17 protein-coding genes and 1 riboswitch are annotated in these 17,886 nt (G+C 39.4%); of the genes, 15 read left to right on the plus strand and 2 right to left on the minus strand.

Annotation, left to right across the window (positions count from 1 at the left end):
• Nucleotides 1-29: 29 nt before the first annotated feature.
• A complete protein-coding gene (gene pyrR / locus BM137_RS04865; RefSeq protein ID WP_092480039.1) occupies nt 30-581 on the plus strand; it encodes a bifunctional pyr operon transcriptional regulator/uracil phosphoribosyltransferase PyrR in 552 nt (183 codons plus the stop codon).
• Nucleotides 582-903: 322 nt separating this feature from the next.
• On the opposite strand, the gene BM137_RS04870 is transcribed toward pyrR, so the two are convergent.
• Nucleotides 904-2,610, minus strand: coding sequence for an NFACT RNA binding domain-containing protein (locus BM137_RS04870; RefSeq protein WP_092480040.1), 1,707 nt, complete (start codon nt 2,608-2,610; stop codon nt 904-906).
• A gap of 200 nt (nt 2,611-2,810) precedes the next feature.
• On the opposite strand from BM137_RS04870, the gene BM137_RS04875 reads away from it, so the two are divergent.
• The 11 genes from BM137_RS04875 to BM137_RS04925 all read left to right on the plus strand — a co-directional run bounded on the left by BM137_RS04875 (nt 2,811) and on the right by BM137_RS04925 (nt 11,723).
• Entirely contained in the window at nt 2,811-3,509 is a 699-nt protein-coding gene (locus BM137_RS04875) for a carbonic anhydrase family protein (RefSeq protein WP_092480041.1), read from the plus strand.
• A 419-nt stretch (nt 3,510-3,928) separates the two neighbouring features.
• Nucleotides 3,929-4,918 carry a tryptophan ABC transporter substrate-binding protein gene (gene trpX / locus BM137_RS04880; protein ID WP_092480042.1) on the plus strand — a complete coding sequence of 330 codons (990 nt, stop codon included), beginning with the start codon at nt 3,929-3,931 and terminating at the stop codon, nt 4,916-4,918.
• Nucleotides 4,919-4,942: 24 nt separating this feature from the next.
• The gene (locus tag BM137_RS04885; protein ID WP_092480043.1) at nt 4,943-5,836 is read left to right on the plus strand and encodes an ABC transporter permease; all 894 of its coding nucleotides are present in this window, start codon (nt 4,943-4,945) and stop codon (nt 5,834-5,836) included.
• Nucleotides 5,836-6,645, plus strand: coding sequence for an ABC transporter ATP-binding protein (locus BM137_RS04890; protein WP_092480044.1), 810 nt, complete (start codon nt 5,836-5,838; stop codon nt 6,643-6,645). Before BM137_RS04885 ends, BM137_RS04890 begins: the two co-directional genes overlap by 1 nt.
• A 219-nt stretch (nt 6,646-6,864) precedes the next feature.
• Nucleotides 6,865-7,326, plus strand: a complete 462-nt coding sequence (locus BM137_RS04895) for a MarR family winged helix-turn-helix transcriptional regulator (RefSeq protein WP_092480045.1) — start codon at nt 6,865-6,867, stop codon at nt 7,324-7,326.
• Between the two features lie 4 nt (nt 7,327-7,330).
• Nucleotides 7,331-7,645: a hypothetical protein gene (locus BM137_RS04900; RefSeq protein WP_092480046.1), complete on the plus strand. Its 315-nt coding sequence runs from the start codon at nt 7,331-7,333 to the stop codon at nt 7,643-7,645.
• Nucleotides 7,646-7,738: 93 nt separating this feature from the next.
• Nucleotides 7,739-8,335 carry an ECF transporter S component gene (locus tag BM137_RS04905; RefSeq protein ID WP_092480047.1) on the plus strand — a complete coding sequence of 199 codons (597 nt, stop codon included), beginning with the start codon at nt 7,739-7,741 and terminating at the stop codon, nt 8,333-8,335.
• A 151-nt stretch (nt 8,336-8,486) separates the two neighbouring features.
• Nucleotides 8,487-9,128, plus strand: coding sequence for a YrrS family protein (locus tag BM137_RS04910; RefSeq protein ID WP_092480048.1), 642 nt, complete (start codon nt 8,487-8,489; stop codon nt 9,126-9,128).
• Nucleotides 9,129-9,272: 144 nt separating this feature from the next.
• Nucleotides 9,273-10,487: a YcjF family protein gene (locus BM137_RS04915; RefSeq protein WP_092480049.1), complete on the plus strand. Its 1,215-nt coding sequence runs from the start codon at nt 9,273-9,275 to the stop codon at nt 10,485-10,487.
• 29 nt (nt 10,488-10,516) lie between these two features.
• A complete protein-coding gene (gene thpR / locus BM137_RS04920; RefSeq protein WP_092480050.1) occupies nt 10,517-11,092 on the plus strand; it encodes an RNA 2',3'-cyclic phosphodiesterase in 576 nt (191 codons plus the stop codon).
• A 1-nt stretch (nt 11,093) separates the two neighbouring features.
• Nucleotides 11,094-11,723, plus strand: coding sequence for an NUDIX hydrolase (locus BM137_RS04925; protein WP_092480051.1), 630 nt, complete (start codon nt 11,094-11,096; stop codon nt 11,721-11,723).
• 36 nt (nt 11,724-11,759) lie between these two features.
• Here BM137_RS04925 and BM137_RS04930 read toward each other — a convergent pair whose 3' ends face one another.
• Nucleotides 11,760-13,160 (minus strand): YfcC family protein, encoded by a 1,401-nt coding sequence (locus tag BM137_RS04930; RefSeq protein ID WP_092480052.1) that lies wholly within the window; start codon nt 13,158-13,160, stop codon nt 11,760-11,762.
• Nucleotides 13,161-13,312: 152 nt separating this feature from the next.
• A riboswitch (Lysine riboswitch) is annotated at nt 13,313-13,458 on the minus strand.
• A 202-nt stretch (nt 13,459-13,660) separates the two neighbouring features.
• On the opposite strand from BM137_RS04930, the gene BM137_RS04935 reads away from it, so the two are divergent.
• The 3 genes from BM137_RS04935 (at nt 13,661) to BM137_RS04945 (ending at nt 17,773) form a co-directional block, all read left to right on the plus strand.
• On the plus strand, nt 13,661-15,436 hold the full coding sequence (locus BM137_RS04935; RefSeq protein WP_092480053.1) for a sensor histidine kinase: 1,776 nt from the start codon (nt 13,661-13,663) through the stop codon (nt 15,434-15,436).
• The gene (locus BM137_RS04940) at nt 15,414-16,151 is read left to right on the plus strand and encodes a LytTR family transcriptional regulator DNA-binding domain-containing protein (RefSeq protein ID WP_092480054.1); all 738 of its coding nucleotides are present in this window, start codon (nt 15,414-15,416) and stop codon (nt 16,149-16,151) included. The genes BM137_RS04935 and BM137_RS04940 overlap by 23 nt, the downstream gene beginning before the upstream one ends.
• A gap of 140 nt (nt 16,152-16,291) precedes the next feature.
• Nucleotides 16,292-17,773, plus strand: a complete 1,482-nt coding sequence (locus BM137_RS04945) for a carbon starvation CstA family protein (RefSeq protein WP_092480055.1) — start codon at nt 16,292-16,294, stop codon at nt 17,771-17,773.
• Nucleotides 17,774-17,886: the final 113 nt, after the last annotated feature.

The following is a 17,886-nucleotide window of genomic DNA, read 5'->3' on the forward strand; positions in this document are numbered from 1 at the left end:
ATTAATACGCAAAAGAACGGAGGAATACGATGGCTTATCAGTCTGAAGTAGAAGTAGTAGATGGTGCTGCGATGGGTCGAGCTTTGACGCGGATTTCTTATGAAATCATTGAACGCAATAAAGGGGTCGACAATATCGTTTTAGTCGGTATCAAAACAAGAGGGATTTTTATCGCTCAACGTATCGCTGAAAAACTGCAACAATTAGAAGGCGTAGAAATACCGGTTGGAGAATTGGATATCTCGTTATACAGAGATGATGTCCACACCAGTCGAGACACTGATCCTGAAGTGAAGGGAGCTTCTATGCCCGTTTCTATTGAAGGGAAACAAGTAGTCTTAGTGGATGACGTTCTTTATACTGGAAGAACCGTCCGTGCAGCTTTAGACGCTTTAATGGATATCGCTCGTCCTCAAAAAATCTTGTTAGCTGTCTTGATCGACAGAGGACATAGAGAATTGCCTATACGTGCTGATTTTGTTGGTAAAAACATTCCTACGTCATTGGATGAACAAGTGAAAGTGGCCGTAGAAGAAGTGGACGGAGAAAATCATGTCTTGATTCAAAAACTAGCTAACTAAGACCTGATTACTAAAAAGAATACAATAAACAACCCCGGCCTCATCACTTCTATCGGTGATGAGGTCGGGGTTGTTTATTTGAATAAAGATTTTTAGTTGCTAAGTGATGGTTGAAATTGCAGCAGGTTATCAAATACGGGGGTTCTACTAGATAAGTGACACCTAAAATAAGAGCGGCTTATCAAGTAGAGCGCTTCTACTTAACAAGTAGCACCTAAAATAAGAGCAGGTTATCAAGTAGAGTGCTTTCAGGCTTACAGATATACCCAAAGAGACGCTCAATGATTAAATTCCATTGAGTGTATTTTTGGTGTATACCCGTTTAAGACGATACTTTTAAGCGTTCAACCAGATCTTCGTCTGGAGTGACGTAAAGAGTCTGTTGTCCTTCATAAATCACGAAACCAGGTTTAGCTCCATTTGGCTTGCGGATTTTTTTAACGTCCACATAGTCTACTGGAACAGAAGCGGATAATCTAGATTTGGAGAAGTAAGCTGCAATGTTGGCTGCTTCTAAGAGCGTTTCTTCGCTTGGATCGCTGTCTTGAATGATGACATGTGAACCAGGAATATCTTTCGTATGCAGCCAAATATCCGTTTTGCGAGCTGTTTTCAGGGTCAATTGATCATTTTGAAGATTGTTTTTTCCTACTAAGATGGTTGTTCCGTCAGTGGATTTGTACTGATCCGGTTTGCTGGCTTTTTGGTTTTTTTGTTTCTTTTTCGTTTTCTTCTTCAAGTAGCCTTGTTGGATCAATTCTTCACGAATCTCAGCAACGTCTTTTGGAGTAGCTAATTCCAATTGAGTCGTAATAGATTCTAAATAGTCGATTTCTTCACGCGTTTGTTTAAGTTGTTCCGTGACAAAAATAACGGCATTTTTTAATTTCTGATATTTTGAAAAGTATTTTTGCGCATTTTGAGAAGGTGTTTTTCTCGGATCCAGCGTAATCGTTATCGGCTCATTGTCGTTATAGAAGTTTTGCAGTTCGACCGATTCTTGCCCTTTTGTTAATTCATGCAAGTAAGCAGTGAGGATTTCGCCTTTTATGCGGTACTCATCAGCTTGCTCAGTTTCATCTAAGGTGCGCTGCAATTTGGTCAATTTTTTCTTGTTTCGTGAAGTTTCAGTCTGTAGCACATGGAACAAGTTCGCGGCTTGTTGTTTTACACGATCTTTTTCGGCTTTATTGCGATAAATGTCATCCAGCAATTCACTAAGAGAAGAGAAGTGGGTTTCAGCACCATTCAAAGAAGCATAAGGCACTGGTGTAAACCACTCTTTGTTGTCAACAGTCGTTTTTGTCGGTTGCAGCTGATAGTCTTTGATCGTGTGAAAGAAACTCAAGAAACTATCTGGCAATTGAGTACGGTCATTTTGAGCTAGATGAGCTAATTCTTTAGCTGTATCTGTACCGATTCCTTGAAAATGACGTTGGATACTTTTTTCGATCGTTAATTCTTCAGCCATTCCTAAGTCGGTTGGGAATTTTTCTTTAGACACCTCAAATGGATTCAATTTATCTTGATGAGGCGGTTCAATATAAGTAGTGCCTGGCATGATCAAGCGGTAAGAATTCTGACTGCTGGGAATGTGTTTGATCGCATCTAAAATGCGCATCGTGTCTTGTTCGATAATGAAAATATTGCTGTGTCTTCCCATTAATTCCACAACCAGCATCACATTTTGGATATCTCCAATCTCATCGCGACTTTTGAAAAGAAATTTGATGATCCGATCATTTTCGACTTGCTCGATGTTTTCTAGTACGGCCCCTTCTAGATGCTTGCGCGCCATCATACAAAACTGAGGAGGCGTATCCGGGTTTTCATAAGGAATGCTCGTCAATTGAATACGGGCATAGCTAGGGTGTGCCGATAAAAGTACTTTTTGGTTCTTTCCATTCGCTCGTATAGCGAGGATCAATTCATTTTGGTAAGGTTGATGAATTTTTGAGACTCTTCCATTCACTAAAGCCTCTTTTAATTCAGCGACCATTGCATGGGTAAAAACACCATCAAATGACATGTGTATCCCTTCTTTCTGACTATTCATTCTTATCTGACCTTACTGCGGGAGATAAGTTGTCTATTAAAGATTATATCATTTTTAATGCCTCAAAAACAGCGAAGCCGCTTTGTTTTTTAACCGTAAAGTCAAATCACTTGAAATCAGTAGGGCATATTGGGTACAATATTCCTTGTTTTAACAAAAAAGAGGTGTAAAAAATGGAATGGAGTTACCAAGGACAAAATGGCCCAGAGTATTGGAGCCGATTATGTACAGATTTTAAAAGGGCAGAAGAGGAAGCCTCATGGCAATCTCCTATCTCTTTGAACACAGCAGCAACTCGTCAAGAACCTAAAAAAGACGATACGATTTTATTTAAAAAAGAAAAAGTCAAAATAAAAACTGACTTTTTCAATCATACGGTCCATTTATCACCAGCAGAAGGCAACGAAGCTTCTGTAGTTTTCCAGGATAAAATGTACGTATTACAAGACATCCATGCACATTTACCAAGCGAACATATAATAGATGACCATTCTTTCGAAATGGAGATCCATTTTGTGTATCGTTCTGACGATGATCAATTATTGGTGTGCGGTGTCATGGGACAATCTGATTACGGTGCTGTATCGCCTTTATCAGGAGATTTGTACAATCGATTTTTGAAAGAAGACTCACTAAAAAAACACTACACGCTTAATCTGGATTTAAATGTATTGATTCCTGACGATTCATCTTTTTATCATTACAGCGGATCACTGACGACACCGCCAACAATGGGACCAGTCACGTGGATCGTTATGAAACAGCCTATTTCTTTACCGACTGACTTTGTTAAAGCATTTGAAAAAGTCATTGGTCAGACTAATCGGCCATTACAACCGGTTAAAGAGAGAACGGTCTGTTTTTATCATTGATCAAAAAATGGTTGATTTTGGGCTTGACAGTTATTCACTGGAAGCGTACTATTGATTTACTATCATTTTAACGAAGAGGAGATTCAACATGAACCAACACTATCGCACTGTCCAACAATTACATATGGATTGGCAAAGCCAAAATAGATAGGTTGATTTATGAAAAATCATAGATACAACCTTCAGTGAACTGAACTTGTATCTATGTTGGTTTATTTGAGTCTACGATCAAAGCATACCCGCATAGAGTAATCTTATTCTATACGGGTTTTTGTTTGTCAAGAAACAGTCCCGCGCCTAGGCGAAGACTGTTTCTTTTTTTTATTTATTTGAAGGGGGATAACACATGATCAAGCTGACTAAACGATGGCGAAGCCGAGTTGATGTACTAGCGTATTACATTTAAAGGAGGAAATGACATGAAAAAAATGATTGGCTTCATCGCTATCTTAACGATTTTATTAACTTATGCTTTTATTTCCGATGTACGTTCCACGACGGAGACAGCACAAAAAGATTTGCCAGTAGTAGGACTATTGCAACTAACGAGTCATCCCGCTTTAGATTTAATCTCACAAGGGATCATTGATGCATTGAACGAGGAAGGATTTGTAGATGGGGAAACCATGATCTTAGATTTCCAAAATGCTCAAGGAGACCAAAGCAACTTAAATTCAATGAGCACTCGATTTGTGAGTCGAGATGCGGATATCATGATCGGCATCGCCACACCAGCTGCTCAAGCATTGGCAAATGCTTCTTCTGATATTCCAATCGTTTTAGGCGCTATTACGGATCCAGAAGCGTCTAATTTAGTGGCCAGTAATGAACAACCAGGTGGAAATATTACTGGTGTCAGTGATGCAACTCCAATAAAAGAGCAACTGAATTTATTGAAAGATTTGCTGCCAGACGCCAAAAATATTGGTATTTTGTATTCTTCCAGTGAAGACAACTCAATCGTTCAAGGGAAACAAGCTGAAGAACTGGCAAAAGAACTCGGTTTTGAAACAACGACCATGACCGTGTCTTCCACAAATGATGTTGCTCAAATCGGTGCTGCTTTGGCTTCTCAAGTGGATGCTATATGGGTTCCGACCGACAACACGATTGCAAGTGCAATGAATACACTCGTGTCAGCGACAGATGCTGAAGGGATTCCGATTATTCCAGCTGTAGATACGATGGTAGAGCAAGGAGGATTGGCGACTGTAGGATTGAATCAGTATGAACTGGGCAAATTGGCTGGTGAAATGACCGCAGCCATTCTGAAAGGCGAAATCGAGCCCGCAACGAGTCCGATTCAGTATTTGGAACAAGGAGATATTTTTATCAACCAAGAAAAAGCTGCAGAGTTAGGCATTACTATTCCGCAAAGCATCTTAGAACAAGCAGTCAACATAGACTAAAAAAGCGAAACGAGGGAATCATACATGGACTTAATCGTAACGGCCACCTCGCAAGGTCTCTTGTGGGGAACAATGGCATTAGGCATTTTTATTACTTATCGTATTTTGAATTTACCAGACATGACGGCTGAAGGTTCCTTTCCACTAGGTGCAGCCATCACTACTCAACTGATCATTAATGGAATGAATCCATTTCTAGCCACTTTTATCAGCTTTTTAGTCGGCATGCTGGCGGGATCCATTACTGGATTTTTGATCACTAAAGGAAATGTTCCAGGTTTACTAGCCGGAATCTTAACGATGACGGGTTTGTATTCTATTAATCTGCGCATTATGAATCGAGCTAATTTAAGTTTATTGGGACAGACACGTGTAACAGATATTTTTAAATCTTTAAATTTACCCAATCAATTCGATGCTATATTTTTAGGGTTGGCGATCGTTGTCATCATGATCATGCTGCTAGCTTTGTTCTTTAAAACAGAACTTGGACAAGCAGTCATTGCAACTGGAGATAATGAAAAAATGGCTCGTGCAATGGGAATCCCTACTAATCGCACTAAAATTATGGGGTTGATGCTTTCTAACGGAATCATCGCTATGGCTGGTGGATTGATTGCTCAAGACAATGGTTACGCAGATATCAGTATGGGCATTGGGACCATCGTTATTGGTTTAGCCGCTGTTATCATAGGCGAAGTGGTTTTTGGTAATTTGACCTTTATCAACCGTTTGATCTGTGTCATCCTAGGAGCGATCGTTTACCGATTGATTATTTTATTAGTTATTTTGATTGGCTTGAACCCGAATGACTTGAAATTGATCTCCGCAATTTTGTTAGCGATTTGTTTAGCATTACCAAGTATCCGCACGGCATTAAAATTGAACTTCTTCATTGGAAAGGAGCGTGTAGAGTAATGACTGATCAGCCTGTATTAAGTTTAAAAGAAATTTCCAAGACCTTTCAAAAAGGAACCGCAAATGAAAACCACGTGTTAAAAGCTTTATCTCTAGATGTAAATAAAGGAGATTTCATTACGATCATTGGTGGAAACGGATCCGGTAAATCGACTTTGCTGAATAGTATTGCTGGAAATGTTTTAGTTGATTCCGGACAAATCAACATCAACGATGACGATGTAACGAAGCTGAAAGAAGAGCGAAGAGCTGGAAGAGTCGGCAGAGTGTTCCAGGATCCTTTGATGGGAACAGCACCTCGTATGACAGTGGGAGAAAATCTCGCTATTGCGTTAAGAAGGGGACAGCGCAGAACCCTTAAATTTGGTTCTTCCGCTAAAGAACAAGACTATTTTAAATCATTATTAGAGCCGCTTGGATTAGGACTGGAAAATCGTTTGACGGCAGAAATGGGGTTGTTGTCTGGAGGGCAGAGACAATCGATCACGTTATTAATGGCTACGATGAAACGTCCAGAATTGCTGTTGCTTGACGAACACACAGCTGCTTTAGACCCTAAAACAGCTGAGACAATTTTATCTTTGACCAATCAGATCGTTGAACAAGAACAATTGCCGACATTAATGATCACTCACAATATGCAAGACGCATTATATTACGGCAATCGAATGATTATGATGAATAGAGGACAAGTAGTTGTTGATGTCAGCGGCGAAGAAAAGGCACAACTGACTGTTCAAGATGTTATGGAATTATTCCAGAAAGCTACAGCTGGAAATCAATTTTCAAATGAAATGCTGTTAGGTTAAACGCAAGTTATTGCAGTGATTGAAGGATGCAACAATTAAATAATGGAAACCACTCAAGGAATTCGACTCTATGAAGTCGGGTTCCTTAAGTGCTGTCAGGAGTTACATAAAATAGTTGATTTTACTCTGGATAAATATTGCTTTTAACTTTTAAATCCTATATAGTTGCTACATACAAATAGCGTATATATGCGTTTTATCGAAAGGGTGGTCAACTAAATGGATTACGAAGTTTCTAGTCATGATTTATTGGTCAAAATGGAAGAATTTCACAATCATTATGGTAAATTGATGCACACAGTTCTTTCTAAACATAGTGTCAATCAATCTGCTTTTTTAATTATGAAAACGATTAAAGACGAAAAAAAGACACTGAAAGAATTGACTGCCATTACGTCATTAGATAAGTCTACTTTAAGTCGTCAAGTTAATGCATTAGGCAAAAAAGGCTGGCTCTTGAAAGAGGTTGGCAGCGACAAACGTTTTTCTTATTTATCTTTGACGGAAGAAGCCCTTACATTGACAAACACCCTTCTGTTCGAGATTGAACAACAATTGGGGTATATTTTAAGGGGTTGGCCTACTGACGAGAAGCAATTGTTTCTGGTACTATTAGGGCGTGCTAATCGCAGTATGAGTCAGTTTGAAACTCAATTAAAAGAAGAAACAGCAAGGAGATAAACACATGGATTTTACTACATTAACTCATTTATCAAAAGAAGAATTGGCTCAAATGATCGTTGACCAATCTGAAGAGATCAAAAAATTGGAACAAGATTTGGATGCGGAAGTGGAAGAAAACCGATTCATTAAGAGTTTAGGATTTGTAGACGGCTACCAGGATTACCGTACTTACTTTATCCGTTACTTTGAAGACGAAAGCGAAGGAACAGCTAAAAAAGGCAGCATTTTCTTAGGACTGTTCAATGACTTTATCCAAGATTATGGAAGAGAACCTGTTATTGAATTGTTAGATCAATACATGGATGATTACATTTAAGGTGAAATCTTCTCCAGCTATTTTTCTTCGTGCGTTTTAATGGACGATTCGTTAAAATAGAGAGAAGAAGATGTTAAAAGAAAGGAAACCATCATGAAAAATACAAAAAACAAAGCTTATCGTATTGCGGTATTGGGTATTTTTACGGCTATTATTTTATTGCAAAGTTTTGTGCCGTTTCTAGGCTATATCCCTATTCCGCCTCTGAATCCGACGATCATTCACATCACAGTTATTATAGCCGCTATATCTTTAGGGACTAAAGAAGGCATGATCATTGGGGGAATCTGGGGAGTTGTTCGTTTGATCCGTGCTTTTGCAGCACCTCAAACACCTCTAGATCCATTGATTTTTACCAATCCGCTGATTTCTGTACTGCCTCGTATATTAGTTGGTTTGGTAGCTGGGCTGGTATTTTACACGTTTAGAAAAAAAGGCAAGCAAACCTTCGGAATGGCTTTATCCGCTGTCTTAGCTTCCTTAACGAACACAATAGTCGTGTTGAGTTTCATTTATTTATTCTATAAAGATGATTATGCGGCAGCTATTAACGTGGACAGCTCTAATCTGATGTATGTATTAGGTGGAGTCGTTCTAACAAATGGTGTAGCAGAAGCTGTAGCTGCTGGAATTCTGGGGCCGATTATTGCTAAACCGTTGTTACGGGTCGCTCCTAAGAAAACTAAGTAACGTCTTTGTTCTGTTAAAAAATAATTTCTTGTTCCTCGGTCATCTAAAAGTAATCTTTTCGAAATGATTTGTCATCCTCATCAATGGTATACTAATCTGTAGGAAAAGTGCATCACTTTTCAGCATCATCAGAATGAATGGAGAGATAAGAATGAAAGACCCTAAGAAACCTACACGAGCAAACAATAACCGCTCATCTAAAACGAAAGAACAGGCTATTACACGAAATATTACGATTGTCTTAGTCGTTATTCTTATTTTGAGTCTGCTTTTCCTAGCCTATACCTTATTCGGCGGCGGTGGAAATGATGATGAAAATTCATTTTTGGATAATTCAACAGAATCCAGCTCAGTAAGTTCCCAAAGTAGTGAAGAAGAAAGCAGTTCTGAGTCTGAGAGTTCAGAAAGTTCAGAGAGCTCTGAAGCAAGTTCTTCACAGGATAGTGAAGAATCTTCTGAAACGGAGTCGGATGAATCAGAGGATGAAGACGAAGAAGCAGTTGAAGGAGAGTGGGAGCCAGTAGGTACTGAGCAAACCGGAGAACACGTCACCAACTATTCTGAAGGATCGCAAGACCGCATCGAGATCAAGAGAGCTACTTCTGTGGCAACCGGTTTAAGCGAAAATGACATGATCGAATGGTGGGTCGGAAATGCCGGCGACCAACAAGTAGAAACAACAGTATCTAATAAAGACCAAACAGATACTTATCGTGTAGTATTGAAATGGGTAGATGGTCAAGGATGGCAACCACTTGAAGTCGAAAAGTTGTCCGATAATCCTTACAATTAAATGTGTGTCAAAAGAGTTGAGACCGTGTGTCTCGACTCTTTTTCTTTTACCAAACAACAACGCTTGATTCCTTTGGATCACCAAGTCGGTATGATAAACTAGAAGCAATCAAGATACTGCAAATAAGAGTTGGAGGTTAAAGCAATGAAGAAGCCGCCAGATTTCAATATAGTAGAAGATATTCTGCATAAGACAAAAGAAGAGGTTGCGAATATGCACCCTATCAATATTTTACTGGTAGGGAAGACTGGTGTTGGAAAGAGCACGTTGATCAATAACGTCTTTAGAGAACGGTTAGCTGCTACGGGAATTGGAAAACCGGTTACACAGCATTTGAGACGAATCTCTAAAGAAGGTCTTCCTATTGTGTTATACGATACAAAAGGATTGGAATTAAATGAAGAGACGCAAAAGCGGATCAAAAAAGAATTGTTCCAAACCATTAAGAATAAGAAAGAAGAAGGACCTAAAGAAGCCATTCATGTCGCTTACTATTGCATCAATGCAGGCTCGTCTCGCATTGAAGACATGGAATTAGAGATGATTCAAGAATTAAGCGAAAAAGTACCCGTTATCATCGTTTTGACTCAATCTATCGGTGAACCTGCTAAAGAATTCAAAGCGTATATAGAAAGTTTAAATTTAAATGTCGTCAGTGTATTAAATGTGATGTCAGAAGATTTCATGATCATGGAGGATTTATCCATACCGGCTTATGGATTAAAAGAATTGATCTTGACGACTCTTGAAATTATTCCTGAGGAAACAAAAGAAGCTTTTAATAATGCCCAGCAAGTAGATATCGCTCTTAAAGCCAAATCTGCTCGCACATGGGCGACAAAATACATTGTGTCTTCTTTTGGGATCGGATTTTTGCCGATACCATTTTCTGATGCCTCATTGCTTGTTCCTATGCAAGTGGGTCTATTGGCGCATATCACAGCAATATTCGGCATCTCCATGGACAAAGCAACGATCACCAGTTTAGTGGCGGCCATTGGAGGAACAAGCGGAGCTACTTACGCTGGACGTTATATCGTATCCAATGTGGTCAAATTTATCCCCGGAGCTGGAACGATTGCGGGAGGTATCATCAGCGGGACAACAGCATCCATTATAACGACAGCTTTGGCCATGAGTTATATTGAAGTTCTTTCTATTATTGCTCAAGGAGAAAAAGATGGAAAGTACCCTGACTTAGCTAATATTGAAACATTGATGCGGGAAAAATTTGAAGAGAGACTGAAGAAGTCCAGTAAAAAACAAGCGGTCGAAACCACTGAAACAGAGGATCTTTCGTCAACTGAAGTATCTAGTCCTAAAGAGAAGAAAAAATGGTGGAGAAGAAAGAAATCATAAGACTGACATGACGCAGGGGGTGAAAATGGATGCGTGTTTTTGTTGGGTTTGAACTGGACGAAACAGCAAAAAAGGCTCTTTTTAATGTGCAGCAGCAAATGATTCCTGCTGCAAAAAAAGGCCGTTTCACGGATAAACACAATTTTCATTTCACCCTTCAATTCATTGGTGAAGCCAATCCAAAAGAAATCGGTCAGTTAAGAACGATAGTCGCTGAAACAGCAGCTGAAACGAGCCCTTTTGATCTGTCAGTAGAGGTACTTGGTGCATTTCAAAAGAAAAAAGGCTTGATTCTATGGGCCGGTCCAAAAACAAGCGACCCATTGCTGCAACTGTATGAACAGTTGCATACTGTAATGAGAAAGAAATCGTTTATTATTGAAAAACAGCCTTACACACCTCACATCACTCTAGGACGAAACATTGGATGGAAAGAAAGCGCCAAAATTTCTTTCAACCCATCATTAGAGCATCCAATCCCCGTCCAATTAGAGTATTTGACTTTATTTGAAAGCGTACGCGTAAATGGTCGCTTAATGTATCGTCCTTTTGTGCGGTATCTCTTAAAGAGTTCAAAGAAATCTGCTGAAAGGAAGGAAGAATGATTTGATAGACAACATAGAAACGTTTTTCGCTCAATACCAGCCAAAACCGTTATACGTAACCAAAGAATACGCCGTACTCATCCCTATCATTGAAGTAGATGGTATTCCGCACTTGTTGTATGAGGTGCGCAGCCAACATATCTCCCAACCAGGAGACACATCTTTTCCTGGCGGCAGAGTTGAGCCGAATGAGACAGTTAAAGAAGCAGCGATTCGTGAAACTGTTGAAGAGCTGCAGATCCCAATCGAATCAATTCATGTCATAGGAGAAATGGATTACATCGTTCAAAACAACCGAGTGATCCATTCAGTATTAGCCGAAATCAAAGGGATAGACTTGCTGGATATTATTTGGAATGAAGAAGTGGAAGAAATTTATACGGTGCCGATCCAATACTTTATAGACAATGAACCGGATCATTATACGGTCTTAGGAATGATGAAGTACCCACCTGATTTTCCTTATGACCGCATTCCAAATGGAAAACAATACAATTTCGGAAAACCTAAAAGCACGATTCCTTTTTACAATTTAAGTGATCATTATTTGTGGGGCTTTACAGCTTCACTGACCGAACGGCTTATTCATTTGATCAAAGAAAATAAGTTGTTTGCAAATAAAAAAGAGTGAGGCCTTTGAGCCTCACTCTTTTTTATTTGCATTTAATTAGAACGGTCCGTATTGAATGTAGTTCGCGATCAATAAGAAAATCATTCCCATAACCAACCAAATCAACATCAATTTACCAATGAATTTCAACCAAACATCATAAGATACTTTAGCGATGGATAATTGAGCCATCAATACACCAGAAGTTGGGATAATCGAATCCATAAAACCATCACCGAATTGGAACGCTAAAACAGCAGTTTGACGTGTAATACCCAATGTATCCGCTAATGGAATCATTACTGGCATAGTAGCTGCTGCTTGTCCGCTTCCAGACGGAATAAAGAAGTTGATCACGATTTGAGTGATGTACATTCCAACGACTGCTAATGAATCCGGTAGAGAACTGATCAAATGAGACAAATAGTTGATCAATGTGTCAATGATCAATCCATCTTCCATAACCACTAAGATTGAACGAGCGATCCCTACAACTAATCCAGCGAAGACCATTTCTTTCGCTCCAACGACAAATGATTCTGCGATGTCGCTTGGAGACATTCTTGAAATCAATCCAGTTAAAATACCCATTCCAAGGAAAACTGAACCAATCTCGACAATAAACCAGCCGTATTGGAATACACCGTAACCAATAATGGCAAAACCGCCAATAAATACAATCAATGTAGCTAAATGTCTTTTAGTGAAAGCAGGAAGATTTTCAAAATCGATTCCTCCAGCAGTCACATGGGTACCTGCTTTGCGGTCATACAACAAGCTTGTTTCTGGATTTTTCTTTACTTTCTCTGCGTAACGCATCAAGAATACAGATGTAGCTACCCATAGAGAAAGAAGAATAATAATTCTAAAGCCGACTCCAGAAAACAACGGCAATTCAGCAATTTCTTGAGCAACTCCTACAGAGAAAGGATTCATGAATCCGGCGAAAAATCCGATGGCTGCTCCTAAAGAAATAATCGATACACCGACTAAGGCGTCATAACCTAGAGCCAATGCTAAGGCTACACCGATTGGGATAAATACAATCGTTTCTTCTGAAAGCCCCATTGTAGAGCCCAACACACCAAAGACTAATAGTAAAATCGGAATGACCCATTTTTCTTTTCCTTGCAGTCTTTTAACCAATAAGTTGATTCCAGAGCTGATCATACCTGAATCTGTGATCAATTGGAATGCTCCTCCTACGATGAATAAGAAGAAAATGATGTCAGCTGTCTCCGTCATTCCTTTTGGAACGGATTTTAATACATCAAAAAATCCTTGTGGGTTCGATTCAACGATAGTGTAAGAATCAGGAATAACCACTGTCCGTCCGTCAACTTCAGCACGTTCAAATTGACCGGCCGGTAAAACATATGTCATGATCGCCATAACGATCGTAAAAGAAAGTAGTGTCACGAATGTATGTGGAATTCGTGATTTTTTTTGTTGCAACATAATAATAAGTCCTCCTAGTATTTTATCGAAATCAATACTATTCATTAAAATGCTTTTGAAGAGGCAGCAGAAAAAGTAAAAAAAATACACAAAAAAGCTATGAGCAAAAGGGCCCATAGCTTTATTTGTACTAGACTATACCTTCTGCCCACAACATGAAGAGCGCTCCTATAGCAAATTTGGGCAATTTGCTTAGGCAGTGCTACGCTTATTCAGCGCAGCCCCAGTACATTAGCACTTCGGCGATAATTCCTTTCAGATACTCTTACTCTTAATTACCGCGACCTCTACATCACATTGAATAATATTCAGTTCATCAACAGTTACAAACTATACATCATCCTTAAAAAGATTGCAATCTTTTGGAAAGGTTTCTAATAAAAGCCATCGTTTTTCCCGATTTTAATAAATTGATGCATAAAAATACCATTATTTTTTTCGGAAATGGTGTAGACTAAGAGTAGAAAATAGTTTTTGTCTACTTTACTGGAGGAGTGCTTATGCTGTCATTATTTATCCTACTGCTTGAAAGAAGCGGTTTGATTATCTTATTAGCTTACCTGTTGATCAATATTTCTTACTTCAAAACAGCTTTAGCCAACCGAAAAGATTTGTCTGTTAAAATCAAATTAATCATGGTTTTTGGTGTGTTTGCATTGATCTCAAATTACACAGGAGTCGAGATCAACAAAGATCAACTGATCATGAACCAATTTGTCACTCAATTATCTGCAGACTCGGCTCTTGCGAACACACGGGTATTGACGATCGGTGTCTCCGGATTGATCGGGGGCCCACTCGTTGGGACGATTGTAGGACTGATATCTGCAGTAGTACGCTACTTCCAAGGAGGAGGAAACGTGCATATTTACGTTATTTCATCCTTATTGATCGGATTGTTTTCAGGCCATTTCGGTGGACGCTTTGTTAAAAAAGGAAACTATCCATCTGCCGTTGACGGGATAAAAATCGGCTTTTTGATGGAGTTGGTTCAAATGCTGTGTATCTTACTATTAGGCAGTTCATTCGCCGAGTCGTGGGAGCTGGTTCGTTTTATCGCCTTGCCGATGTTATTGACCAACAGTATTGGTACAGCAGTTTTCTTATCCATTATCGACACGAGTTTAAAGCAGGAAGAACAGACAAAAGCTGTCCAAACGCACGATGTGTTGCAATTAACGAATCAGACACTGCCTTATTTCCGTTCTGGGTTAAACGAAGAATCGTGTGAAAAAGCTGCAAAAACCATTAAAGAATGGATGAAAGTAGACGCTGTCAGTATCACCAATCAAGATCGAATTTTAGCTCATGTCGGAGCAGCCAGTGATCACCATATTCCATCTACCGAGATCATCACGGATCTGTCTAAGCAGGTGTTGAGTTCGGGCAAACTAAGAGAAGCGCATTCGCGCCAGGAAATCGGCTGCAATCGTTCTGACTGTCCTTTAGCAGCGGCTATTGTGATTCCTTTGCAGTCAAAAAATAAAACAGTCGGTACGTTAAAATTGTATTTTACGGATCCGTCAAAACTAACTTTTGTGGAACGTCAGTTAGCAGAAGGACTAGGCAATATCTTTTCTCAACAAATCGAATTGGGTGAAATAGAAGAACAAAGCAAACTCTTACAAGATGCGGAGATAAAATCTTTGCAGTCTCAAGTCAATCCGCATTTTTTCTTCAATTCAATCAATACGATCTCAGCCTTGATCCGTATAGATAGCGAAAAAGCTCGAACACTCCTGATTCAGTTGAGCAATTTTTTCCGATCCAATTTAACCGGGGCAAGAACCAATATGATTCCTTTAACCAAAGAACTGCAGCAAGTAGAAGCTTTTCAAACATTAGAGGAAGCTCGCTTCCCAGGGCGGTATAAATTAACGATCGACTACGACAAAGAACTGGAACAAACCTTGTTACCGCCTTTTTTGATTCAAGTGTTGGTCGAGAACGCTTTTAGACACGCGTTTAAACACCGTAAAACAGGCAATCACGTTTGGGTAGATGTTCATGGAGAAGAAGAAACAATCCAAATCAGTGTAAGTGATAATGGGGTAGGAATCGATCCTGCACTAGTTGATAAACTGGGCAAAGAGATCATTCCTTCTGAAAAAGGTTCCGGATCTGCATTGGAAAATCTAAATAAACGCTTGATCGGACTTTTTGGAGAATCGGCGAAACTGCAGTTTCAGTCCACAGCCCAAGGAACCACTGTATCGTGCAGAATTCAACGAAGAGAATTGGAGGAGGGAAAACATGCATACATTGATCGTAGATGACGAACCATTAGCTAGAAACGAATTGACCTATCTATTAAGACAGTGTCCTGAAATCACATCGATCAAAGAAGCCGAGACTATTGAAGAAGCTGTAGGTCATTTGATCGAAGGTCCAATAGAATTGATTTTTTTGGATATCCATTTGACGGAAGAAAGCGGGTTAACGTTGGCAGACAAGTTAAGTCGCTTAGAACATCCACCTATTATCATCTTTGCTACGGCTTATGACGAATATGCTCTTCAAGCCTTTGAATTAAACGCCCGAGATTACGTATTAAAACCTTTTTCGTTAGAGCGTGTTCAACAAGCAGTTAGAAAAGCCGCCCAAACTCATAGAGCAACGCAATCGTCTGCAAAAGAAAGAGTCTTTGAACATCCTGACGTTGGAACGATTCCTGTCCAAGTAGAAGACCGAATCTTTTTATTAAAAGTTGATTCTATCGTTGCAGTTAGTGTCCAACATGGAGAAGTCAGTCTCTATACGGACAATAAAGACTACACATTGAGTGGTACATTGAACACTTGGGAAGAACAACTGTCAATGTACGGGCTTTTTCTTCGTGTGCATCGTTCTTTTTTGATCAACACCGCGAAAATAAAAGAAATTCAACCTTGGTTCAATCACACCTTTCAGCTGACGATGTCAAATCAATTGAAAGTCCCTGTAAGCCGGTCCTATATGAAAGAATTCAAGGAAAAAATTGGATTGACTTAATAGAGTGAATCTTAGAACTGCAAGTGTGCATCTCAGCTTGCAGTTTTGCTATTTCAGCTACAAAAAGGCATTTTCCTCTTAGTATTGAGTACACTTATCTTGTGGAATGAAAGGGTGTACAAAAAAAAGGAGGAAAGAACATGATCACATTATTAGGCGGTATTGCTTTATTGATTATCGGATATTTTACGTATGGGAAATTTATCGAGAAAAACTTTTCGATCGATCCTAGTCGGAAAACACCTGCAGAAGTTCTAAAAGACGGGTATGACTTTGTGCCTATGTCAAAAGGAAAAAACGCTATTATTGAATTATTGAACATTGCAGGGACAGGTCCTATTTTTGGACCGATTATGGGAGCTTTATATGGACCGGTAGCTTATATCTGGATCATTGTCGGATGTATTTTTGCAGGAGCTGTTCACGATTATATGTTAGGCATGATTTCATTGAGAAATAACGGAGCACATCTGCCGGAATTGGCCAGTAAATACTTAGGTAAACCGGTCAAACACGTGGTCAACATTTTTACTATGCTGTTATTGATGCTAGTAGGAACGGTATTTGTTACTTCGCCAGCCAACTTGATCAACAGCATCACGCCAAATTGGTTAGGATTAGGCGCTATTGTGGTATTGATCTTTGTGTATTACATTATTTCTACGATTTTGCCGATCGATAAGGCTTTAGGAAAAGTATACCCATGGTTCGGTGCGATATTGATCATTAGCACGATCGCAATCGGAATCAGCTTATTATTCAGCGGCAGTCCTATTCCAAATCTAACCATCCATACCATTCAAAATTTCCATCCAGGTGGTTTAGCGATTTTCCCAGCCCTTTTCTTTACAATTTCTTGTGGAGCCTTATCTGGATTCCATGCGACTCAAGCACCAATGGTTTCTAGAACCAGCACGAATGAAAAAGAAGGACGTTTTACTTTTTACGGTATGATGATTGCTGAAGGAGTCATTGCGATGATCTGGGCAGCAGCTTCAATGAGTTTATTTGATGGACAAACGTTGAGTCAAATGATTGATGCGGGTACAGCCTCACTAGTTGTCAACGAAGTATCCATCATGCTGCTAGGAAATGTTTTTGGGACAATTGCCATTATTGGGGTAATCGTATTACCGATTTCTTCAGGATTGTCCGCATTCAGAAGTTTACGAACGATATTAGCCGATTACTTGAACATCAAACAAGATACGATCAAAAGAATTTTGATGGTCACGATTCCTTTGTATTTGATCTCCTTTATTTTAACCAATATGGATTTCAATATTCTATGGAGATACTTCAACTGGGCAAATCAAGTGACAGCCGTAATCTCTCTATTGGTTTCCACGCGTTACTTGTACCTTAAAGGAAAAAACTATTTAGTCACGTTATTGCCAGGAGCGTTTATGCTTTACGCAGTAGTGGTTTATATCTTAAGTGAACCAATCGGATTAAGAATGGGCTTAACGACTATGACTTTTGCAGCAGCCGCTGTTCTTTCAATAGGTATTTTATGGGTATTCTGGACATCCGGCAAGAAACAAAAAGAGCAAGTCGATCCAGATGGAGAGCTGCTCAATGACCAATTGCCGATCGGAACTTTTTCCGCTGAAAATGCTTAGTTCGATATCCTATACAATTCAGTAAAAAATCCAGGTAGTAGGGTAGGATAAGAGTCATGTATCAAAAGTGGATTTACGTACCCTTAATTCAACTATCAGATCAAAAAAAGGAA

It is taken from the genome of Desemzia incerta, from assembly GCF_900115825.1.
Lineage (GTDB): Bacteria > Bacillota > Bacilli > Lactobacillales > Carnobacteriaceae > Desemzia > Desemzia incerta.